Source organism: Chryseobacterium hilariae, from assembly GCF_051400735.1.
In the GTDB taxonomy this organism is placed as follows: Bacteria; Bacteroidota; Bacteroidia; order Flavobacteriales; family Weeksellaceae; genus Chryseobacterium.
On the sequence record NZ_JBLFFJ010000006.1, the window covers coordinates 94,917 to 117,252 of the forward strand.

The 22,336-nt window shown below is 36.3% G+C and carries 25 protein-coding genes and 1 tRNA gene; 20 read left to right on the top strand and 6 right to left on the bottom strand.

Features of this window, described 5'->3' with window-relative positions; translation table 11 throughout:
- The first annotated feature begins 6 nt into the window (after positions 1–6).
- The 5 genes from ACMGDK_RS17025 to ACMGDK_RS17045 all read left to right on the top strand — a co-directional run bounded on the left by ACMGDK_RS17025 (position 7) and on the right by ACMGDK_RS17045 (position 3,320).
- Positions 7–654 (top strand): O-methyltransferase, encoded by a 648-nt coding sequence (locus ACMGDK_RS17025; protein WP_436809050.1) that lies wholly within the window; start codon positions 7–9, stop codon positions 652–654.
- An 89-nt stretch (positions 655–743) separates the two neighbouring features.
- The gene (locus ACMGDK_RS17030) at positions 744–1,460 is read left to right on the top strand and encodes a C40 family peptidase (protein ID WP_436809051.1); all 717 of its coding nucleotides are present in this window, start codon (positions 744–746) and stop codon (positions 1,458–1,460) included.
- A gap of 18 nt (positions 1,461–1,478) precedes the next feature.
- The gene (locus ACMGDK_RS17035; protein ID WP_436809052.1) at positions 1,479–1,946 is read left to right on the top strand and encodes a DUF1648 domain-containing protein; all 468 of its coding nucleotides are present in this window, start codon (positions 1,479–1,481) and stop codon (positions 1,944–1,946) included.
- Positions 1,943–2,083 carry a hypothetical protein gene (locus tag ACMGDK_RS17040; RefSeq protein WP_436809053.1) on the top strand — a complete coding sequence of 47 codons (141 nt, stop codon included), beginning with the start codon at positions 1,943–1,945 and terminating at the stop codon, positions 2,081–2,083. The genes ACMGDK_RS17035 and ACMGDK_RS17040 overlap by 4 nt, the downstream gene beginning before the upstream one ends.
- A gap of 4 nt (positions 2,084–2,087) precedes the next feature.
- Positions 2,088–3,320, top strand: coding sequence for a 3-deoxy-D-manno-octulosonic acid transferase (locus ACMGDK_RS17045; RefSeq protein WP_436809054.1), 1,233 nt, complete (start codon positions 2,088–2,090; stop codon positions 3,318–3,320).
- A gap of 148 nt (positions 3,321–3,468) precedes the next feature.
- Here the strand turns inward: ACMGDK_RS17045 and ACMGDK_RS17050 are convergent, their stop codons facing one another.
- The 3 genes from ACMGDK_RS17050 to ACMGDK_RS17060 are packed head-to-tail and all read right to left on the bottom strand — an operon-like array spanning position 3,469 to position 5,850.
- Positions 3,469–4,095 (bottom strand): deoxyuridine 5'-triphosphate nucleotidohydrolase, encoded by a 627-nt coding sequence (locus ACMGDK_RS17050; RefSeq protein ID WP_436809055.1) that lies wholly within the window; start codon positions 4,093–4,095, stop codon positions 3,469–3,471.
- Positions 4,095–4,850, bottom strand: a complete 756-nt coding sequence (locus ACMGDK_RS17055; RefSeq protein WP_436809056.1) for a glycosyltransferase family 2 protein — start codon at positions 4,848–4,850, stop codon at positions 4,095–4,097. The genes ACMGDK_RS17050 and ACMGDK_RS17055 overlap by 1 nt, the downstream gene beginning before the upstream one ends.
- A 22-nt stretch (positions 4,851–4,872) precedes the next feature.
- Positions 4,873–5,850, bottom strand: coding sequence for an acyltransferase family protein (locus ACMGDK_RS17060; RefSeq protein WP_436809057.1), 978 nt, complete (start codon positions 5,848–5,850; stop codon positions 4,873–4,875).
- Between the two features lie 195 nt (positions 5,851–6,045).
- On the opposite strand from ACMGDK_RS17060, the gene ACMGDK_RS17065 reads away from it, so the two are divergent.
- From ACMGDK_RS17065 to ACMGDK_RS17115, 11 genes are all read left to right on the top strand, one after another.
- Positions 6,046–6,519, top strand: a complete 474-nt coding sequence (locus ACMGDK_RS17065) for a lipocalin-like domain-containing protein (protein WP_436809058.1) — start codon at positions 6,046–6,048, stop codon at positions 6,517–6,519.
- 186 nt (positions 6,520–6,705) lie between these two features.
- Positions 6,706–9,519 (top strand): leucine--tRNA ligase, encoded by a 2,814-nt coding sequence (gene leuS / locus ACMGDK_RS17070; protein ID WP_436809059.1) that lies wholly within the window; start codon positions 6,706–6,708, stop codon positions 9,517–9,519.
- A 240-nt stretch (positions 9,520–9,759) separates the two neighbouring features.
- Positions 9,760–10,623: a MotA/TolQ/ExbB proton channel family protein gene (locus tag ACMGDK_RS17075; RefSeq protein ID WP_426046561.1), complete on the top strand. Its 864-nt coding sequence runs from the start codon at positions 9,760–9,762 to the stop codon at positions 10,621–10,623.
- 69 nt (positions 10,624–10,692) lie between these two features.
- Positions 10,693–11,295, top strand: a complete 603-nt coding sequence (locus tag ACMGDK_RS17080) for an ExbD/TolR family protein (protein WP_111955514.1) — start codon at positions 10,693–10,695, stop codon at positions 11,293–11,295.
- Positions 11,296–11,310: 15 nt separating this feature from the next.
- Positions 11,311–11,883, top strand: coding sequence for an ExbD/TolR family protein (locus ACMGDK_RS17085; protein WP_436809060.1), 573 nt, complete (start codon positions 11,311–11,313; stop codon positions 11,881–11,883).
- A gap of 22 nt (positions 11,884–11,905) precedes the next feature.
- Positions 11,906–12,748: an energy transducer TonB gene (locus ACMGDK_RS17090; RefSeq protein WP_436809061.1), complete on the top strand. Its 843-nt coding sequence runs from the start codon at positions 11,906–11,908 to the stop codon at positions 12,746–12,748.
- A gap of 76 nt (positions 12,749–12,824) precedes the next feature.
- On the top strand, positions 12,825–13,022 hold the full coding sequence (locus tag ACMGDK_RS17095) for a DUF308 domain-containing protein (protein WP_111955508.1): 198 nt from the start codon (positions 12,825–12,827) through the stop codon (positions 13,020–13,022).
- Positions 13,012–13,884, top strand: a complete 873-nt coding sequence (locus ACMGDK_RS17100) for a PstS family phosphate ABC transporter substrate-binding protein (protein ID WP_436809062.1) — start codon at positions 13,012–13,014, stop codon at positions 13,882–13,884. Before ACMGDK_RS17095 ends, ACMGDK_RS17100 begins: the two co-directional genes overlap by 11 nt.
- Before the next feature lie 90 nt (positions 13,885–13,974).
- Positions 13,975–15,624: a tetratricopeptide repeat protein gene (locus ACMGDK_RS17105; RefSeq protein ID WP_436809063.1), complete on the top strand. Its 1,650-nt coding sequence runs from the start codon at positions 13,975–13,977 to the stop codon at positions 15,622–15,624.
- An 82-nt stretch (positions 15,625–15,706) separates the two neighbouring features.
- Positions 15,707–16,426: a bacillithiol biosynthesis deacetylase BshB1 gene (gene bshB1 / locus ACMGDK_RS17110; RefSeq protein WP_436809064.1), complete on the top strand. Its 720-nt coding sequence runs from the start codon at positions 15,707–15,709 to the stop codon at positions 16,424–16,426.
- Positions 16,427–16,461: 35 nt separating this feature from the next.
- Positions 16,462–16,537: transfer RNA gene (locus tag ACMGDK_RS17115), tRNA-His, on the top strand.
- A 205-nt stretch (positions 16,538–16,742) separates the two neighbouring features.
- On the opposite strand, the gene ACMGDK_RS17120 is transcribed toward ACMGDK_RS17115, so the two are convergent.
- Together ACMGDK_RS17120 and ACMGDK_RS17125 are read right to left on the bottom strand one after the other, a co-directional pair.
- Positions 16,743–17,078 (bottom strand): DUF3276 family protein, encoded by a 336-nt coding sequence (locus tag ACMGDK_RS17120; protein ID WP_034701927.1) that lies wholly within the window; start codon positions 17,076–17,078, stop codon positions 16,743–16,745.
- A gap of 99 nt (positions 17,079–17,177) precedes the next feature.
- Entirely contained in the window at positions 17,178–18,839 is a 1,662-nt protein-coding gene (locus tag ACMGDK_RS17125; RefSeq protein ID WP_436809065.1) for an ABC transporter ATP-binding protein, read from the bottom strand.
- A 90-nt stretch (positions 18,840–18,929) separates the two neighbouring features.
- On the opposite strand from ACMGDK_RS17125, the gene ACMGDK_RS17130 reads away from it, so the two are divergent.
- From ACMGDK_RS17130 to ACMGDK_RS17145, 4 genes are all read left to right on the top strand, one after another.
- Positions 18,930–19,835, top strand: a complete 906-nt coding sequence (locus ACMGDK_RS17130; protein WP_436809066.1) for a transcription antitermination protein NusB — start codon at positions 18,930–18,932, stop codon at positions 19,833–19,835.
- Between the two features lies 1 nt (position 19,836).
- Entirely contained in the window at positions 19,837–20,346 is a 510-nt protein-coding gene (locus tag ACMGDK_RS17135) for a DUF1573 domain-containing protein (protein WP_436809067.1), read from the top strand.
- A gap of 9 nt (positions 20,347–20,355) precedes the next feature.
- Positions 20,356–20,718 (top strand): preprotein translocase subunit YajC, encoded by a 363-nt coding sequence (gene yajC, locus ACMGDK_RS17140; RefSeq protein ID WP_116012250.1) that lies wholly within the window; start codon positions 20,356–20,358, stop codon positions 20,716–20,718.
- Positions 20,719–21,051: 333 nt separating this feature from the next.
- Positions 21,052–21,786 (top strand): SDR family NAD(P)-dependent oxidoreductase, encoded by a 735-nt coding sequence (locus ACMGDK_RS17145; RefSeq protein WP_436809068.1) that lies wholly within the window; start codon positions 21,052–21,054, stop codon positions 21,784–21,786.
- Here the strand turns inward: ACMGDK_RS17145 and ACMGDK_RS17150 are convergent.
- On the bottom strand, positions 21,783–22,322 hold the full coding sequence (locus tag ACMGDK_RS17150; protein ID WP_436809069.1) for a hypothetical protein: 540 nt from the start codon (positions 22,320–22,322) through the stop codon (positions 21,783–21,785). The genes ACMGDK_RS17145 and ACMGDK_RS17150 overlap by 4 nt on opposite strands.
- Between the last annotated feature and the right edge of the window lie 14 nt (positions 22,323–22,336).

The following is a 22,336-nucleotide window of genomic DNA, read 5'->3' on the forward strand; positions in this document are numbered from 1 at the left end:
TGCAGTATGAGCTTTTTTGAAGAAAAAAATCCTGAAATGGACAGGTATCTGGAAACACATGGTTCCTCAGAGCCTGAACTTCTGAAAAAACTGAGAAGAGAGACCTATCAGAAGACTACACAGCCGCATATGATATCAGGATATCAGCAGGGAAGGCTTTTAACTATTATCTCCCAAATGATGCAGCCGAAAAATGTGCTTGAAATAGGAACTTTTACAGGCTATGCTACACTTTGTCTCACGGCAGGACTTGCTAAAGATGGGAAAATTACCACACTGGATGTGAATGAAGATCTTGCTTATCTGCCAAAAAAATATTTTACTGAGAGTGAATATGCGGAACAAATTGACTTTAAGCTTCAGGATGCCAAAGAATTTTTAAGAGAAACCGATCAGATTTTTGATCTTGTTTTTATAGATGCTGATAAAGAAAATTATGCGGAATACTTCAGGCTGATCAAACCCAGAACAAAAACGGGTTCGGTAGTGATGTTTGATAACGTTTTATGGTATGGAAAAGTACTGGAGGAAAGTCCTAAACAGAGATCTACACAGGTCATCAAAGAACTCAATGATTTGATTGCAAAAGATGATGATTTTGAAAATCTTATTTTACCTTTGCGTGACGGAGTGAATTTTCTGAGAAGAAAATAGGTAAAAGATTTAAAAATTAAAAAATTAAAAGATTTTGCGGAATCTAATTCTTTAATCTTTAAATCATTGAATCTTTTAATTTAGAATGAATGAATAAAGGAATTTGTAATGTTACAGTAGCACCGGTTCGCGCAGAGAATTCTGACAGAGCGGAAATTGTTACGGAAATACTGTTTGGAGAAAGTGCTGACATTCTGGAAGTGAATAAAAACTGGACCAGAATAAAAATGCACTATGACGGATATGAAGGATGGATGGATACCAAGCAGCTGAAACCTGTAACAGAGGAAGAACTGGCAAAAAGAAAGGTTACCGTAGTGACTGAAGATTTTTCTTCAGTGTTAATGAATGACGGAAAAACCCTTCTCTCAATGGGTTCCGAGGTGGAATTTCCTGCAGTGGCCTCAAGAAGAAGTCATGACCTCCGGGAAAGTATAGCTTTAGCGGCCAGGGAATTTCTTAATGTACCTTATTTATGGGGTGGAAAGAGTTTTTTTGCAGTAGACTGTTCTGGTTTTACCCAGCTTGTCTATAAAATTCATGATATTAAACTGCCGAGAGATACCTATCAGCAGGCAGAGGTGGGTGAACCTTTAAGTTTTGTGGAAGAAAGCCAACCCGGTGATTTAGCTTTTTTTGAAAACCCTGAAGGTAAAATTATTCATGTAGGAATTATGCTTGAGAATCAGAAGATCATTCATGCCTCAGGAAAAGTGAGAATAGATACCCTGGATTCTACGGGAATCTTTAACAAAGAAATGAATAAGCATACCCATAAGCTGAGAGTGATTAAAAACGTGCTCTAATCTTAAATACGGTCTGAAATGGAGAATATTATTTTCACAGCTTTTGATATTTTTAATTTTGGATTGGTGGTTTTTTTCTGGTGGTTTACCCTGAAACATTACAAAACCCTTCCTAAAAGAATTCCCGTACATTTCGATTTTGACGGAAAGGCCGATAATTTTGGAAGCAAGGGATATTCTTTTCTTACCCCGGTTATTGGGACGGCTTTATTTTGTTTTTTTGCTTATTCATTAAGACATCCGGAAACAGCTAATTTTCCTGTAGAAATTACAGAAAAGAACAGATATGCTCAGTTTCTGATCATGGAAACATTTTTAAGATGTTTATTTGTACTCATTATGCTGATTTTTATAAATAATCAGGATTATATGTTCCGGTATTCCTTTGATGAGAGTGCGAAACCTAGAGTGCCGCTATCTACAGCTATTTTATCTGTAATAGGAAGCCTGATGGTAGTTTTTATTTTTGTAGCGATATTCAAATGATACAGTCTAAAGATAATTCCCCAAATCTTTCTGTACAGGCAGGAGAAAGTATTTCAGTTAAATCTAAGGATGAAGTGGAATTTCTTATCATCTCCAATGCCTCTGCTCATAATGTCAGAATTGAAATTGAAAAATAATTAAATGTCTTTCCTATACAACATATTTATCAACCTGCTCATCTTCGGAATGAAAGTTTTCTCTTGGTTTAATGATAAAACTAAAAAAGGAGTTGAAGGAAGAAAGCAGTCTTTGAACAAAGTAAAAGCTGCATTCTCCGCCTCAGATAAGGTGATTTGGATGCACGCGGCCAGCCTTGGCGAATATGAACAGGGGCTTCCTGTTTTGGAAAAGCTAAAAGAGAAATTTCCGGCATATAAGATCCTTGTGACCTTCTTTTCCCCTTCCGGTTATGAAAATATTGTAAAAAAGAAACATATCGCAGATATGATCTGCTATTTGCCCTTCGATAAAAAAAGCACCATAAAAGAATTTATTTCCCAGTTTGATGCGGAATTGTTCTTTACCGTTAAATACGATTACTGGTATCACCTTTTGGCTGAGCTGAAACAGAAGGGAACCAATATTTTTGTGATCTCCGCTTTATTCTATGAAAGACAGGCGTTTTTTACTTCTTACGGAAAATGGTTTGTAAGACAGCTCAAAAAAGATGTGGACTGGTTTTTTCATCAAACTGAATTTTCCTTTGCTTTAGCCAAAAGTATAGGACTTAATAATTCTTCAGTTACTGGAGATACGAGATTTGACAGAGTAAAACAGCTTAGGGAACGTAATAATTACGTTGACTTTATTTCAGATTTTATAGGAGATCATCAGGCCATTGTATTTGGGAGTTCGTGGCAGGCAGAGGAGAAAATAGCCATTACGATTTCCAGAATGAATGCCGATTTGAAACTGATCATCGCCCCTCATGATCTTAAAAAGGTAGCCCATCTCAAACAGTCTTTTCCTAATGCTTTATTATACAGCGAGATTAAAAATTCTAAGCCGGCAATTCTCAATTCCCAGGTCCTGATCATCGACAGCATTGGTTTATTGTCAAAACTTTATTCCTATGCAGATGTGGCTGTGGTAGGAGGTGGCTTTCATGATGCAGGCTTGCATAATATTTTGGAGGCCGCGACATTTGGTGTTCCTGTGATTTTTGGAAATCATTACAGAAAAAATCCTGAAGCGGACGATCTGATTGCAGCCGATGGAGGAAAATCTTTTACAGAGGAATATGCAGCAGCGGATTTTGTACTGTTTCTCCTGAATAATGAGGAAGAGCTTAAAGAAATGTCGGACAATGCCCGAAAATTTGTAGATGAAAAACCCGATGCCACGAAGCTTATTCTTCAGAAGATTTTATTTTAGTCCGGATTCAGGTTTGAGAGTCGGAAAGTTTTCGAGTTTCGGAATGTGAGTCTGGAGATTGGAGAGCTTCACATTTCACTTGCGTAGCAAAATTGACTATTGACTCGTCTCTGAAATCTAAAATCTTTATCTTATCCCGAACGCTCCATTATCTTAAAAACCCCTGGCTTTTGGTATCTTTCATAATCTGCTCTATATTTTCAGGAATGTTATCAGATTCAAGCCAATTGATATCCAAGCCATTGTTAATGCAAAGCTTTTGCAGGTAATGATTTTCAGAGATTTTATTTCGTGTTTCTCTCAGGAGCTCATCAATTTCCATCCAATAATCTTCGTCCAGCTTTTTTGTTAATACCAACGCTTTGAATACTTTATTAATGATATAAATGTAGAGCTTGTACACATTATCAAATCGCTGTCTGCTGAAATCACTGTTGGAATCCAGGATTCTGTTTACCAGTAAAAGATTCAGGGAAACTTCCCCAAATTTATCTGTTGTAATTTTGATGTGTTCTGTTATTTCTGCGCTCAGCTTTCGGATAATGGTAAGGAAATACTTAGCGTTTCCCACATATTTTGAAGCCAGAAGAACCTGTTCTGCAACATTGTCTTCCATTGCATTCCTCTTATCATCCGTAGTTTCCTGATCGATCAGTTCGAAATACAGTTTTTTAGACAAAAGCTTATCTTTTTTCAGCAATCTGAAAATAAGCCGGTCTTTTTCGACATTAGAAAAAGCACTTAAGGCCGCTTTAAATTCTTTTGAATATTCCATTAATTGAAAATTTTAGAATATTTCAGAAATCCGTTAATGGCCCAATTGGCCGTATAGTAAAAAGATTTCACTGTAGAAAACCCCATGAAGTCTTTATAAACCAGATACTGATCCTTAATAATATTCTTTTTCTTTCGGGAAACACTGTTCTCACGCATTCTGTATTTTGCGAGCGTTTTATTGATAGGCATTCCCTCGGGGATTACTTTTAACAAGTTCAGCCACATGACATGATCTTCACGCTTGCTTTTTATTGGGAATAAAAATTTTCCAACCCTTTTGGTGTCATACATGGTAGAAACCGGGGCCAGTCTGCAGGTTTTCAAGAGATTGGAGAAGGTTACCACCTTGTCTGCTAGGAAGTCTTTTAAAACAGGCTGTAACTGCTCATTACACCTTGAATAATTACAGTAGACCAGTTCCACATTGTTTTCCTGCATGTAATCTGTCATCGTTTCCAGATATTCAGGATACCAGAAATCATCAGAATCCAGAAAGGCAATATATCGCCCAGTGGCTCTTTCCAGGCTGTTATTTCTTGCATTTCCGGCACCTCCGTTTTTCTCGAGGATCTGTAGTTTTATCCTTGGATCATTATATTTTCTTATAATTTCTACGGTATTGTCTTTGGAAAGGTCATCGGTGATCAGCCATTCCCAGTTGTTATAGGTCTGGTTTAAAACAGATTGTATCGTTTCTTCGATGAATTCGGCAGAATTGTAACAGGGTGTGATGATGGAGACTAAGTCTTTCATTTACGTTTTAACTGGGGTAAAATTATAAAAATTTTTTCTCATAAAGATGCCACGATGCAATTCCTACTCCAATAACGATCAGCATACACACAAAACTCATGAAAAAAGGATTGTAGTTGGCAAAAAGGCCAAGCGTGGCAAATACCCTGATAATGGGAAAGTGGAATATATAAATACCGTAAGTGAAATCTCCGTACTTTCCAAAATTGTTCAGGAATTTAAATGAATACGCGATATACAGCACGATAATGCTGATCATAATAGGAGAGAATAATCTGATATTTATGATCAGGTCTATCCAAACTGTTATAATGGCAATGATAAACAGGATGTTTTTATACTTGATGAATTTTTCAAAATGAAAATAAATCAGCATTCCGCCGATAAAATAACATAATGAACCCGGCAGCTGTCTGGAAATGGCAGCTTTTCCGGTCATTTCAAAATAATTAAGAAAGATCAGAGAGAGAAAATACAGAACGATCAGACTGATATTCCTGTACCTGTTATTTTTCCCGAATAATAAAAAGATCAGCGGAACAGCAGCATAAAAGCACATCTCAATCTTAAGGGTCCAAAGTGCACCGTTAACTGCCCCATTCCCGAATACTCCGGGAAGGGAAGGTGCCATGAAATTCATGAAAATAGAATTCCAGAAGAAATATTTATAGACTTGTATGTTGCCAAAATAATCGGAAAAAGACAGAGTACTCACCAGGCTCAGAAGGACGGTGCATAGAAATACAACCAGTAAATAGGCAGGAACGATCCTGTTAAATCTTTTCTTTGCGTAGCTTTTCAGACTGGAAGATCTCTCGTAACTCCTTGCAATAAGGAATCCGCTGACAACGAAAAATGCAAAAACGGCAACTTCTACAGGACTGTGTGTTAAAAAAGTAAGCTGGCTGGATTCACTTAAGGCTCCCAAATGTCCTACAAAGACAATGAAAGCAAGGAGAACACGGATGAAGTCAAAATTATTTTTCGTTATACTCTGCATTTTGTTTCTTTCTGCAAAAATAGTTTTTTTAATAGACAGAGGAAAAACTGGAATTCAATATTTTGTTAAATAATGGCTGTTTTGAGGGTTAATACTCTAAAGTTTTCAGAAATATACTTTATCGAAATTATTTTTCACAAAAAATGAGGTTATAAATCAAAAAAATTATAATTTTAGGCCTTGAAAATTTTATATATGAAGAAATTAGCATTACTATTTGCAGGTTTATCATTATTTGTAGCTACAGGATGTAATGATGATGGCGATAATGAGATGGAATATCCTCTTGTAGGTGTCTGGCAGCCGCTGAAAGAAGTGGTCACCACCGTAGAAGTAGGTGAAGATCCTGTTTCAGATCTGATTACGTATACGGACTGTCAGAAAGAATCAAGATGGAGATTCAATACTGAGGCATCCGGAAAAAGAACTGAGTGGGGAGAAATTGGTACAACTCCACAATGTGCTATTACGTCAGACAGAAATTTTACCTATACGTATGATAGAAGTGCAAAAACGGTAATAGTTAAGTATCAGGGTACCGTGGAGCCATCCAATGGAAAAATAATTACGCTCAATGATGCTACCTTAAACATAGCATTCAGAGAAGAGACCCAGGATCCGACTGTATATAAAACGAGAACATTTACAATGAAGAGAATTCCTCAGTAAATAAAATATCCATTTATACCTAAATACAGATCTCATCTCCGGATGGGATTTTTTTGTAGAAAGGCATCCGTGAATTAATCAAAATTAAAATTCTTATTTCTTTTAAAATCATTATTTTTGTGAAAATTAGAATGGGAGTGAAAAAAATCTAACATCTAATATCTAACATCTAATATCTATAATAAAGTGTTTTACGATCATCAGCAGATAGAAAAAAAGTGGCAGAAGTACTGGGAGGAGAATCAGACTTACAAAACCTCTAATAACACCGACAAACCTAAATTTTATGTTCTCGATATGTTTCCGTATCCATCCGGAGCAGGGCTTCATGTGGGGCACCCGCTGGGGTATATTGCATCAGATATTTATGCGAGATATAAAAGACATCAGGGGTTTAACGTTCTTCATCCTGTAGGATACGACAGCTTCGGTCTTCCTGCTGAGCAATATGCCATCCAGACAGGACAGCATCCGGCAATCACTACTGAAGAGAATATCAACAGATATGAAGAGCAGCTGAAAAAGATCGGTTTTTCATTCGACTGGAGCCGAGAAGTGAGAACTTCAGACGCATCGTATTACAAATGGACGCAGTGGATCTTCATCGAGCTGTATCATTCATGGTATAATAAAAATACAGATAAGGCAGAATCCATCAATACTTTAATTCAGCATTTTGAAGAAAAAGGAACAGAAGGATTAAATGCCAACCAAAACGACGAATTAAACTTCACGGCAGAGGAATGGAAAGATTCTTCAGACCTTGATAAAGAAGATATTTTACTCAACTACCGTCTGGCTTACAGAGCAGAGACTACTGTAAACTGGTGTCCGGCTTTGGGAACCGTATTGGCGAATGATGAGGTAAAAGACGGAAAATCCGAAAGAGGAGGATTCCCTGTATTCCAAAAGAAAATGATGCAGTGGAGCATGAGAATTTCCGCCTACTCTGAAAGATTATTACAAGGACTTAATACATTAGACTGGCCGCAGCCTCTTAAAGATGCCCAGGAATACTGGATTGGGAAATCCCAGGGAGCACAGGTGCAGTTCCAGGTAGAAGGTCATGACGAAATCGTTGAGGTATTTACAACAAGACCTGACACTATTTTCGGAGCAACATTTATGGTGCTGGCGCCTGAAAATCCTTTGGTCGATGCTATTACTACGGAAGCTCAGAAAGCAGAAGTAGATACATATATTGAAGAAACTTCCAAAAAAACGGAAAGAGACAGGATGTCTGACGTGAAAAACGTGAGCGGTGCCTTTACAGGAAGTTATGCTGTTAATCCTTTTAGTGGCGAGAAAATGCCAATCTACATATCAGACTACGTATTGATGGGTTATGGAACTGGAGCTGTAATGGCCGTTCCTGCACATGACGAGCGTGATCACAGATTTGCAAAGAAATTTAACCTTACTATTAAAAAGGTAGTAAATACTGAAGAAGATGTTCAGGAAAAATCTTTCGACTCTAAGGATTCAGTTTGTGTGAACTCTGATTTCTTAAACGGATTAAATTATAATGATGCAAAATCAAAAATAATTGCCGAAATAGAAAACAAAGGAATTGGTCACGGAACAACTAATTACAGACAGCGTGATGCCATTTTCTCAAGACAGCGTTACTGGGGCGAGCCGGTTCCTATATATTATAAGGAAGGAATGCCTTACACGCTTCCGGTTTCCGCTTTACCTCTGGAACTTCCTGAAGTTGAAAAATATTTGCCGACTGAAGATGGAGATCCGCCATTAGGGAATGCAAAAGTATTTGCGTGGGATGAAGCCAACCAAAAAGTGGTTTCTACAGATCTTATTGATGATAAAACCGTATTCTCGTTAGAATTGTCTACCATGCCGGGTTGGGCAGGAAGCTCTTGGTATTTCCTTAGATATATGGATCCGAATGATCAGGAAGTTTTTGTTAAAAAAGAATTGGCGGATTATTGGGGACAGGTAGATTTATACATCGGAGGAAGCGAGCACGCGACCGGACACTTATTGTATTCCCGTTTCTGGAACATGTTCTTAAAGGATAGAGGATATATTAACAAGGATGAACCTTTCCAAAAACTGATCAATCAGGGGATGATTTTGGGAATGAGTGCTTTTGTCTATAGAATTGACGGAACCAATCAATATGTTTCAAAAAATCTGGCTGGTAATTATCAGACACAGAAGATCCACGTGGATGTTTCATTATTAAAAGGAACCTCTGATGAACTGGATACCGAAGCTTTCAAAACATGGAGACCGGATTATGCAAATGCTGAATTTATTTTAGAGGATGGAAAATACATCACAGACCGTGAAGTTGAAAAAATGTCCAAGTCTAAATACAACGTTGTAAACCCTGATGATATCTGTGAAGAATACGGGGCAGACGGATTAAGACTATATGAAATGTTCCTAGGTCCATTGGAGCAGTCCAAACCATGGAATACACAAGGTCTAAGCGGAGTGTACGGTTTCCTTAAGAAATTCTGGAACCTGTATTTTAACGGAGATACTTTTGAAGTGTCTGATGAAGAGCCTACAAAAGCAGAATACAAAGTTTTACATACCTTAATAAAGAAGGTGGTATATGACATTGAGAACTTCTCATTCAATACCTCTGTATCTTCATTTATGATTGCTGTCAACGAGCTGCAAAAAATAAAATGCAACAAACGCAATATTTTAGAACCGTTAGCCGTTATCATCTCTCCGTACGCACCACATATCTGTGAAGAGCTTTGGAGTTTGCTGGGGAATAAAGAATCAGTTGAGTTTGAAAAATTCCCGGTATTGAACGAAGAATACCTTGTAGAAGATGAAATTGAATATCCTGTGAGTGTAAACGGTAAAATGAAGTTCAAAATTTCACTTTCTGCTCAGTTATCAGCCAAGGAAGTGGAAGATTTGGTGATTTCGGATGAAAGAATGCACCCGATTTTGGAAGGTAAAACACCTAAAAAAATCATCGTCGTGCATCACCGTATTGTGAATATCGTAATTTAAAAAAAAGTTAACATTGGCAAATTAAAAAAAATGGGGGTCTTATTTTTTTAAATTTCTAACTCAAATGTTAAAATTGAGAAAAATAAATAAAATAATTTAAAATAATTATTATATCGAAATCGTATTAAATTTTCTTTATCAGAAAAATGCAAAATGTTTATTTAAGACTCTTGCATTTTAATTAATTTTGCCTTTAATTTACACCCTGTAAAATTTTAAAACAATATAATTTAGTTAAATATGGAAATGAATGTTTCAAAAAATGATGAGCAAGTAGTTGCTAGAAAAGCAGGAGGTTTAAACCCGGCTGTTATTATTCCTATTTTATTCGTTATAGGAGTTTGTATTTATTTATTTGTTCTTGGGAACCCAGGAAACTTTAAAGACGCAGAAAAGCTAGGTGGCGGATCTGTAGCTTTCTCAAGTGTTGAAGGAAAAGACATTCACCCGGAATCGTTTTTAGGTATTATCTACAAAGGAGGGGTTATCGTACCAATCTTGATTACTTTCATGATCACAGTAATCGTTTTCTCTTTTGAAAGATATTTCGTACTAGGTAAAGCTGCTGGAAAAGGAAACTTAGACAACTTCGTAGTACAAGTAAGAAGCTTATTGAATCAAAACAAAATTGATGAAGCTTTAGAAGAGTGTGACAGACAGCAGGGATCTGTAGGTAATGTAGTGAAAGAAGGTCTTACTACTTACAAAGCACTTTCTCACGATACTACTTTAAATAAAGAGCAAAAAATGGTAGCTCTTAACAAAGCTATCGAAGAAGCTACAACTCTTGAAATGCCAATGCTTGAAAAGAATATGATGATTCTTTCTACTTTAGGTACTGTAGCAACACTAATCGCACTTTTAGGAACTGTAATCGGGATGATCAAAGCATTCTTCGCATTAGGTTCAGGTGGTGGTACTCCAGATGCTGCTGCACTTTCTACAGGTATCTCTGAAGCCTTGATCAACACGGCATTAGGTATTGGTACTTCAGCTATCGCGATTATTCTTTACAATTACTTTACTTCTAAAATTGACGGATTAACTTATAAGATCGATGAGATCGCTATGAGTATCCAGCAGTCTTTTGCTGAATTCAACTAAGAATTGAATTTATAGCAGGGAATTTGCATTCCAATTAAAAAGAAGTTTAATTTAAAATAATTCAAAACAATGGCGAGAGTCAAACCAAAAAGACATGGTGTAGTGACGGATATGACGGCAATGTGTGACGTTGCCTTCCTACTACTTACATTCTTTATATTGACCACTCAGTTTAAAAAACCTGACGTGGAGCAGATTAAACCGCCATCTTCAATATCAGAGAAGTTACTTCCTGATGCAAGTTTGATGACCATCAACGCTACTCCGGACGGGAAATTCTATTTCCAGCCGGTAGAAAATGCATCAGAGAGACTACAGCTTTTAGACAAAATGGGGCAAAAGTATAACATGACTTTTGACAACAAACAAAAAGCTGCATTTCAAAAAGTACAAGCAATTGGGGTTCCAATGAGCCAACTGAAAAGCTATCTCGATTTGTCAGATGAGGAGCAAAAAAACTTTAAGAGTCCTACAGGGATTCCTATGGATAGTACAAATAAGCAGTTAGTAGACTGGGTACAACAGAGTTTGAGCGTAAATCCTGATTACAAATTAGCAATCAAAGGAGACGTTACCACTGAGTATCCTAAAGTTAAAAGCCTATTTGAAGGTTTAAGAGATATTGATTTTCTTAAATTCTGGTTGATTACATCACAAGAAGGTAAACCATAATAATATCATTTAGAAATGGCAGAAGTACAAGTACAGGAAAAAGGCGGCAAAGGCGGCAAGGTACGTTCCAAGAAGCAGAATACCAGAGTAGATATGACTCCGATGGTGGACTTGGGTTTTCTATTGATTACCTTCTTTATGTTCACAACCACATTCAGTAAACCGAATGTAATGGATTTGGGGCTTCCGGCGAAACCTAAAGAGGATCAGCCGAAACCACCCCCAACAGAAATTAAACTTTCTAACTCAATTTCTTTATTATTAGGTAAAGACAATAAGATTTTTTGGCATCAGCAGGATAACACTTCCTTAACTGATCAGAATCTTAATGAAACTACTTTTGATAGAGAAGGAATTAGAAAAATAATTGAGCAGGCAAGAGCAAATGCGGCGGATAAAACAAAATTTACTGTTATTATTAAGCCGACTGACGATGCTGTATATAAAAACTTTGTAGATATTCTTGATGAGATGGCTATTACCAAAAGCGAGCAGTACGGGGTAACCGATGTGAAGCCTTGGGAAAAAGCTATTTACGATAGAAAAGTTGGAAATAATGGAGCTCCGGCTGCACCAGCTACAAAGTAATTAACCATAAAATTGCATATCTATGGCAGATGAAAATGTATACAATCAGAATCTTACTTTAGATGAGATTGTATTTGAAAATAGAAACAAGGAATATGGTGCCTATGATCTTAGACATCAGTATCCAAGACTTCTGACAAAATCTTTTATTGTCGGAACGGCATTATTCCTGGTTGCGGCTTTGTCTCCTTTTATTTATCTTACCATTAAGAGACTTACTGAACCACCTAAGCAAGAAGTGAAGGCAGATTTGGTAGAAATTCTTCAGGAAGATAAAATTATCGAGCAGCCAAAAGAAGAAGAACCACCGCCACCGCCACCACCTCCAAAAGAAGAGGAAAAAATTGAGGTGATTCAGAATGTGGTTCCTGAGCCTGTAAAAGCTCCTAAGATTGAAACACCACCGCCACCAATTTCTAAGCAGTTAGAAACGACGACTGGTTTAAATAATCAGGAAGGGGTAAAAGCTCCGGCTTATACACCACCGCCACCACCACCATCTACTGGTAACAAAGCCAGTACTGCGGAAGTAAAAACAAATAACCCTAATGAGATCTACAAAGATGTAGACCAGTCTGCAGAATATCCTGGAGGTATGGGCGCATTAAGAAAGTTCCTTGGGGAAAATTTTGATACTTCTTTAATGGAAGGAGGTGAAGGTACACTTAAAGCTAAGCTTAAGTTCGTTGTAGAAAGAGACGGAACTGTTTCAGCAGTTACTATTGAAGAGAAATCTCCAAATAGCGACTTCAACAATGAAGCGATTCGCGTAGTTAAGAAACTTAAAAAATGGACTCCTGCGAAAAGAAACGGGGAGAGCGTAAGATCTTACTATAGCGTACCATTTACTATGAACTTTGAATAAGACTTATTTATTCGAATTATAAATAAAAAAGAGAAGCATATGCTTCTCTTTTTATTTTTTTTGGTATTTTTGTTACATGATGTTCAATTGGTTATCCTTAGTGACAGGATTATTTTATATCGTATTGGGAATTGTAGTTATTATCTACAAGTTTTTCTTTACGATTTTGGAGCCTGCCATTGCCTACGCGATGGGTGCAGTGCTTATTCTTTATGGAATATTTAGAATCTATAGAGCAGTTACAAGAATTAAAGATTCAGGAAATGAAGAATAGTTTAAAAATTGTGTTGCTTTCTATGATGAGCATCATTGCGGTAGGATGTAAAAAAGAAGATAAATCTCCATCCTATCATAAAGGAGATCTTACCATACTTACGGATGAGTCTTTCAAAAGTGTTACCGAAGCATTAGCAGACGGATATATGATCAATTATCCGGAAACCCGCATCAAAATAGTAACCCAAAAAGAAGATTTGGCCTTTCTTGATCTGTTAAAAGATAAAGCAAGAATAACTGTAATGTCCAGAGATCTGACTCCTGAAGAGAAAAAAGCTTATGAAGAGCAGGTGGATCTGAAATTTCTTCCTGCCAGATTCGCTGCAGATGCAGTGGTATTTGTTGTTCCTAAAGACTCGCCGAAACAAAGTATTTCAATGGATGAAATCAAGAGTGGATTAGCATCTGATGCTAAAAATTTTATTTTTGACGGAACTAATTCAAGCAATCTGAACTTTGTTGCCCAGAAACTGAATAAACAGCCAAAAGACCTTAAATTTTCTATTATTCCGGGAAATCAGAATATTGTAGAAGAATTAGGTAAATATCCGGATAAAATAGGAGTTATAGGGTTAAACACTTTCAGCCGTCCTTATGATAAGACTTCTGAGAAGCTGAGAGATATGGTGAAAATTCTTCCAATAGAGGATAAAGGAAAACTATACACTGCTGATAATACAGGTTTACGGGAAATGAAGTACCCTTTTACACGCGTTCTCTATTTTTTAACAAACGAAGGTAACTTTAATATAGCCAACGGATTTATAAGATATTCATGCACGCAGCTAGGGCAGATGATTGTAGAAAAAGAAGGCCTGCAACCCTATAATATATACAAAAGAGAGGTACAGATGCGTTAAAAAATATTAAAAAGATATGTACCCCTTATAAAAATATTATTTTGGTCTGAAAATTGTGGAGCATATAACTCAAAATATAGAAAATATAAAATGAAAGATATAATGATTATGAATGTAAAGAAAATTGCTTTTGGTGCGGCCGTAGTATTTTTTTCCGGTTTTGCCACTGCACAGACATTGCAGGATGGTATTAACAGTATAGACAGTGACAAGTATGCACAGGCTAAAACCAATTTTACAGAAATGGTTGCCAAAGCTCCTACAGCAGAAAATTACTTCTATTTAGGAAATACTTACCTGAAGCAAGGCGAGCCTGATTATGCTAAAGCGATTGAAAGCTTTAACAAAGGTTTAGCTGCTGATAACAAAAGCTATCTTAACAAAATAGGTTTGGCTACCGTAAAATTAGGTAAAGGTGATAAAAGCGCAATTGCTGAAATTCAGAAAATTGTAGCGGATTCCAGAGAAAAAGATGCTGAAGTATTATTCAGAGCTGCAGAAGCTTTAACTTTGTTTGAGAAAAACAATGCTCCGGATCCTGCTATTCAGTTCCTGACCAAAGCTATCGAAAAAGCAGAGAAAAAAGGAGTTCCTGCCCACTACTACTATACTCTAGGAGATGCTTACAGAATAAAAAGAGCGCCGGGTGAAGCAATGTCTGCTTATGACAAAGCACTTCCTCTGGCTAAAAATAAGGCTTCAGTTTATACAAGAATGGCCACCTTATGGATGGCTGCACAACAATGGCAACAAGCTAAACAAAGCATTGACAAAGCAATTGGTGTAGATCCTACTTATGCACCGGCATACAAAGCTTTAGCTTCTTACGATATCAGATATCAGGAAAACGCAAAAGCAACACAAGATCTTATCAACTATACAAAATATGCTGATGAGGATCCATATACTCAATTAGAAATTGCTAAACTATACTTCACGAACGAGGATTATGCAAACTCTAAAAATGTATTGGATAAGATCTTCGATAAAATTGATGACCCTATCAAATTTAAATTAAGAGCTTATCAGTCTTATGCGGACGGAAACTATGCAGATGCAAAACAGAATATGGATACTTTCGTATCTCAGGCTGAAAAAACAAGAATTCAGCCGGCTGACCAGGGGCTTCAGGGACTTATTGCAGCTGGATTGGCAAAAACTGAAACCGATGCTGCTAAAAAAACAGCTTTAACAACAGAAGCACAGCAAAAAATTGCTATTGCTAAAGCGGCTAAAGATGAAACAATGAAGTGGGATATGGAACTTGCAAACATTGCCGGAGGAGGAGCTTCTCAGGCTGAAGCAGAAAAAGGACCATCTACACCGGAAATTGAGGCATTGAAAAAGAAAGTTGCAGCTAATCCACAGGATTCAGACTCTCTGTTTAAGTTGGCAACTGCTTACCAGGATGCTAAGAACTGGAACGGAGCAGTGCTTACATGGCAAAAGATGAGCACCCTTCTTCCTGATTGGGCCCCAGCTTATTACAGCCAGGGATATTCCTATCAGCAGGCAGGAAATAATGATGCTGCGAAAATTGCCTATGAAAAATTCATCAGCACAGTAAAACCTGCGGAGCAGGAAGCTAACAAGCAGACTTTAGCCTATGCTTACTTTGCGGTAGCATATATGAATAAAGATACTGATCTTGCAAAAGCTAAAGACTATGTTGCTAAATCTTTACAGCTTGATCCTACTTATCAGGATGCTGTAAAACTAAATGCAGAAATCAATAAGTAATTTAAAATTTAAATTATAAATATTAAAACTTCCCATTCTCAATGTTTGGGAAGTTTTTATTTTAAATCTTATCTTTGAAAATATGAAAACAGATATACTTGCTTTTGGAGCACATCCCGATGATGTAGAGCTGGGATGTGGCGGAACTATCGCCAAAATGATTTCGGAAGGTAAAACATGTGCCATTGTAGATCTTACAAGAGGAGAGCTGGGAACCCGTGGAACTGATGAAACCAGAAAAGTAGAAGCAGGTGAATCTGCCAGGATTCTTGGAGTTTCTGCCAGAGAAAATTTGGGTATGAAAGACGGGTTTTTAGTAAATTCTGAAGAATATCAGATCAAGATCGTAAAAATGATCCGCAAATACCGTCCTGAAATTGTCTTGGCCAATGCTATCGATGATAGGCATCCGGATCATGCAAAAGGAGCGAAATTAGTGTCAGATGCGTGCTTTTTATCCGGACTTAGAAAAATTGAAACCGTTTTAGAAGGAGAAAATCAGGAAGTGTGGAGGCCAAAACATATTTTTCATTATATTCAGTGGAAAGACATTAAACCGGAGTTCGTTATTGACATATCAGAGCATTTGGATAAAAAGATTGAAGCCTGTATGGCTTTCAAAACCCAGTTCTATGATCCAACATCTAATGAACCGGTTACCCCTATTGCAACAAAAGATTTTTTTGAAAGTCTGACCTACCGTGCTCAGGATTTGGGACGGTTATCGGGAGTTGCTTATGCTGAGGGATTTACGTCTGAGAAGCTGATTGCGATGAAAAATTTTGATGGAATTGTTTGGTAATTAAAAAATCTTCCCTATATTTGCACTCACAAAACGGTGATTGTAGCTCAGTTGGTTAGAGCGTCGGATTGTGGTTCCGAAGGTCGGGGGTTCGAGACCCCTCATTCACCCAAGAAAAGTACACTTTTTAAAGTGTACTTTTTTATTTTATACTATTTGGTCACCAATTTGAGCCTTTAAAAACTAACAAATATTTCTTATTATTTTAAGATTTTTCTAATATATTTCAATCTAAGGTTATTTATCGGTGAAATTTCGGTTTGGATATAAAAAAAGCATCTTTTTCAGATGCTTGTGTTTTTAGAATATTCTTTTTTTAAACTTCGTCGTCAGAATCAATTGTGAATGATTTGCTTTTAAAGTCTTTGTCATGCTTTTCTGATATTACATCCTCACCCTTTTCATTAATGATGAAATCTGTGGATTCATTAAACATCTCCTGGAAACTTTTAAAATCCTCTTTGTAAAGATAAATTTTGTGTTTCTCGAATGTAGCTTCACCATTCTCTCCGAAATTCTTTTTACTTTCGGTAATCGTAAGATAATAATCTCCTGCTTTCGTCTCGCGCACATCAAAGAAATAAGTTCTTCTTCCTGCTTTTAACACCTTCGTGAAAATTTCATTTTCATGGCGTTCCTTGTATTCACTCATTGTTAGATATTTTTTAATCTTGTTAAGAACAAATATAAAAGAATTCTTTTAATCACAAAATTTTTTTTATGATTTATTTAACAATTGAGAATGAAACCGCTAAGCAGTTACAGAATTGGTAATTTCGGTGAGGTTGATGATTTTATCTGCTCTCTGAGCGCTAGACTCTCTGTGTGTGATAATTATGGATGTAGCGTTGCTGATTTTCTTATCAATATTTTCAAGAATATTCTGCTCAGTTTCGGTATCCAGAGCAGACAGAGAATCATCAAAAATAATGATATTTGGGTCCTTAATTAAGGCTCTGGCGATACATATTCTTTGCTTCTGTCCTCCCGAAAGCATCACACCGCGTTCACCTACAAGTGTTTTATACTGTTCTTTAAATCCAACAATATTTTTATCTACGTCTGCAATTTTAGCATATTCCACCACTTTTTCGTGGGAAGGATGATCTATGGCAAAACCTATATTGTTTTCGATAGAATCAGAGAATAAATAGCTTTCCTGAGGAATATACCCGATAAAGTTTCTGTAATTGGTAAGATTATGCTCTTTCAGGTTTTTACCGTCAATTAAGATTTCGCCTTCTGTAGGGTCAATCAATCGGCAAAGCAAAAGGGCAATGGTAGATTTTCCGCTTCCTGTTTTACCCATGATAGCAAGAGATTCTCCGGCTTTTATCTTAAAGCTTAAGTTGTCTAATGCTTTGATTCCTGTATTTGGATAAACATAAGAAACATTTCTGAACTCAATATCCCCTTTAATGGGATAATCTTCAAAGTTGGTATTGATGACTTCAGATTTCTTATCCAGAAATTCATTAATTCTCTGCATCGAAGCTTCAGCTCTCTGATTGACAGAAGTCACCCAGCCCACCATGGAAAATGGCCAAATCAGAATATTGATGTACATAAAGAAATCAGCAATTTTTCCGACACTTAGCTGTCCTGCAATATATTTCTGTCCGCCAATTAAGATAACAGCTACGTTCAGTAATCCGATAACGAATAAAATGATGGTAAAAAAATAGGCTTCTGTTTTGGCTAAATCGAGTGCTTTATTTTGGTAGTCCGTTACTTTTATACCGTAGTTTTTCTTGATGTAGTTTTCTTTAGCAAAAAACTTTACAACCCGGATCCCCGAAAAACTGTCCTGTACGAAAGTGGAGATCGCAGACTGGCTTTTTTGCATAATCTTCGACTTCTGATTGATAATTGAGCTTACCTTAAATATAATATAGGATAAAATGGGAAGTGGCAATAACGTCCACAAAGTCATGGAAGCATCCGTTTTCACCATATAGATGCTGGTGATCAAAAGAAGAATCACGAGATTCACCACATACATTACTCCCGGACCAAGATACATTCTTACGGCAACAACATCTTCACTCAACCTGTTCATAAGGTCCCCAATAGTGGTCTGTTTGTAATCTGTGAGAGAAAGGTCCTGATAATGTCTGTAAATCTTATTTTTCAGTTCGTATTCAATTCTTCTTGAGGCAACAATGATGGTCTGGCGCATCATGAAGGTGAAAAATCCCGTCAAAAGCGAGCAGCCCACAATAATGGCAACATATATTAAAACCTGTTTATTGAATCCCAGATTTCCGCTTTTGGTAAGCTCGTCTACAGACTTTCCTACAAACTGGACCTTATAGATATTAAAGAAATTACTGGCAATGATAAATAACAACCCCCAAAACAATAATATTTTGTGCTTCCAAAAATAAGGGTTTAAGGTTTTTAGCGCTTTCATAAAGTTTTACAAATTTACAAAAATGTAGACAGACTACGAATTTCATCAATTTTAATTTTTGTATCTTTGCACCCATAAAAAGCTCTTTGAATGTTAGGAAGACGACAAATCCGTGAAAAAGTAGTACAAACAGTGTATTCATACTATCAGAATCCTTTAAAATTTGATGTTTTAGAGAAAAACATGTTCTCAGGAATAGAGAAAATCTATAATCTCTATATCTATCAGCTTAATTTTTTAGTGGCTCTGAAAGAATTGGCAGAGACCCAGATCGAAATTGGGAAGAATAAATATCTTAAAACCGATGCTGAAATTAACCCTAACCAAAAATTTATCAATAATCAGGTACTGATCAAACTGGAAGAAAACCCTGAGAGATTATTTTTCACAGGTCAGCACAAACAGCTGAAATGGGATATGCATGATGATATATTGGTAAAAACTTTTCAGAGAATTACGGCAGGAAAGCGTTATCAGGATTTTATGAAGCAAGAAGGTTATTCTTTTGAAGAAGATCAGAAGTTTATCGGAAAACTGTTTTTAAGATATATTGCTGAGAATGAAGATTTCCAGGAATATCTCAGTGATAAGGAACTTTCATGGTACGATGATATCCATATCGCCAATTCAATGGTACAGAAAACGATCGGTTTCCTGAAAGAAGATGAAGAAAGCAGAACTTTAATTAAAATGATTAAAGATGAAGAGGATAAAGTTTTCGCCGGAAAACTTCTTAGAGATACCCTGAATAACTGGGAAGCCAATGAGAAGACACTAAGCGAAAGATTGGAAAACTGGGATCTGGAAAGAGTTTCTTTAATGGATAAAGTAATTCTGTCAACTGCTATTTCGGAACTGGATAATTTTCCTTTTACACCTTCAAGAGTTATTATCAATGAATATATTGAAATTGCAAAGGTATTTGCAACAGACCGTTCCAATATCTTCATTAACGGAATTTTGGATAAATATTGTAAAGATCAAAATAGAATTTAACATGAAAAAGACGTTATCAATTATCGCCTTGTCTATTATAGGCCTTGGTTTAGTTTCTTGTAAAAAAGAGAACCAGCAAGCTGCTGCCGGTGCAGAAGCCGCTAATATTACAGATTCTACAGCAGGTGCAACTAATTTAGCTCCTACCGATTCAGCGGCAGCTCCTGCAGCAGAAGCAGCTCCGGTTTCTAACCAGCCGTTAACATCAGTTGCCCTGTCTGAAAATAACTTCGATTTTGGTAAAATCAAAAAAGGAGATAAAGTAGAGCACGTTTACGAAATTACCAATACAGGAAAAAATCCTTTGGTGATCTCTGAAGTAAAACCCGGATGCGGATGTACAGCTCCTGATTTTACAAAAGATCCTATTCTTCCTGGTAAGAAAGGAAAAATTACTTTGCATTTTGATTCTTCAAGCTTCGACGGAAACGTTCAGAAGTATGCAGATGTATTTGCAAACGTAGATAAAGCTCCTATTAAATTAACGTTCACGGCGAACATTCAACCATAATTATAAAATATGTTGACAATCTTTTTACAGGCACAGCCACAAGGATCTTCATCAATGATGCTGATCATGATGGGGGTGATGTTTGTGGGGTTTTATTTCTTAATGATAAGACCACAGATGAGAAAACAGAAGCAGGAGAAAAGCTTTCAGGAAACTTTAAAAGTCGGAACTAGAGTAGTTCTTACCTCAGGTCTTCACGGAAGAATTGCTCAGGTTCAGGATGACGGATTCGTTATTGAAACTTTATCCGGAAAACTGAAATTCGAAAAAGCTGCTGTTTCCAGAGAATTTACTGAAGCACGTTTTGGAGACAAAGCGAAAGCTGCTGATAAAACGGCAGAGAAAAAAGAAATCGATACTGAAAAGAAATAATTTTCAGTTTGAAAATATCGCTCGGCGCGGTGAACGAAGTTCACCGCGCCGAGCTTTTTTATATAGTTATAACAAACATACGCTTATTCAGTGGTGCAGCCACATTTCTTTGCCTCTCTCAAACTATTACGCATCATCTTGAAACTTTGCGTTGAAAAGTTCCCGCAGATCAGACAATTCACCTATTATATTTTTCCATAAGATAGCTTTACATGAAAAAATAGCCATAGCCATTCAGATTAGTGTTACCCGTGAACCCATTCGTGAAATTTGTTTCATAAGTATTTTCATTCAAAATTCATCATCATAAAATCAAATAAATATCTTTGCATCATGAATCAAAATACAGGAAAAACCGTTCTCATTTTAGGAGCCAATTCAGATGTGGCTAAACAATGCATTAAGCAGTATGTTGAAAAAGGATTTTCTGTAATCGCGGCTTCACGGGATACGATTTCACTGGAAAGGTTTGTTTCAGATAACCAGATTCATCCTTCAAAAGTCACTGTTCTTTATTTTGATGCTGTAGATTTTAATTCCCACCAGAAATTTTATGATGATCTTCCAGTAAAACCACATATTGCAGTATATGCAGCCGGATTTTTGGTTGATAATGAAAAAGCTTTGAGAGAATTTAAGGGTGCTCAGAAAATGATGCAGGTCAATTACATGGGAGCTGTTTCCATCCTTAATATTATTGCTATGGACCAGAGCAATACCAATCTGGAAAGAATCATCGGATTATCTTCACTGTCAGGTGTAAGAGGCAGGAAAAGTAATTTTGTGTATGGAAGTACAAAAGCTGCTTTTACCCAATATTTAGCAGGGTTACGACAGGAATTAGCTTCAAGAAAGATTATTGTTAATGCCTTGGTGATCGGTTATATCAGAACTAAGATCAATGAAGGTCTTCAGCTCAATGAATCTCTGATCATGGAGCCGGATTATGTGGCGAAACATATCGTCAATGCCAGAAATTCATTTACAATTGTTCCAAATTTTAAATGGAAGATGATTTATATTATTTTGAAAATATTGCCGGAAAGTTTGGTTGCGAAGCTACCCTAATTTTGCTGTTTAGAATATTTTTCAAGATAGTTTAATATAATATCAAATTCATTATTTTTAAATTCTGATTTTTGTATAATAAAGGATAAAGTACTGATTACATTGATAATAATAGTATCATGCGATTTTACATAAGAAACTTTTTCCCAAACAGAAGAGATGGTATAGAATACATTTTTAAATTCAATACTGTAATTAGCTAAAGTAATGAAGGAAGGTTCATTTTTAGCTTTTAAATTATCCATAATGAGATCAACCTCTTTTTTGAATTTCTTCTTGGAAGTAAAATATTGATAAACTAAAATAAAACAATATCCAGAGAGAAAAATTCCTCCATATTTACATATATAATAAATTAAATTTTTATCAAAATTTTCTATTGGGTAAAACCCTAAGAATAAAAATACCGCTGTAAAAAGTACAATTTTCCACCAATTATTTAATGTTCGTCCCCATACATATTTAAAGTAAAAATCTTGGTTTTGTCTTTCAAATATTTCATTAAATGGAATTTCAATCTTAATAGTTTCGTTCATTGTATTAGTAATGG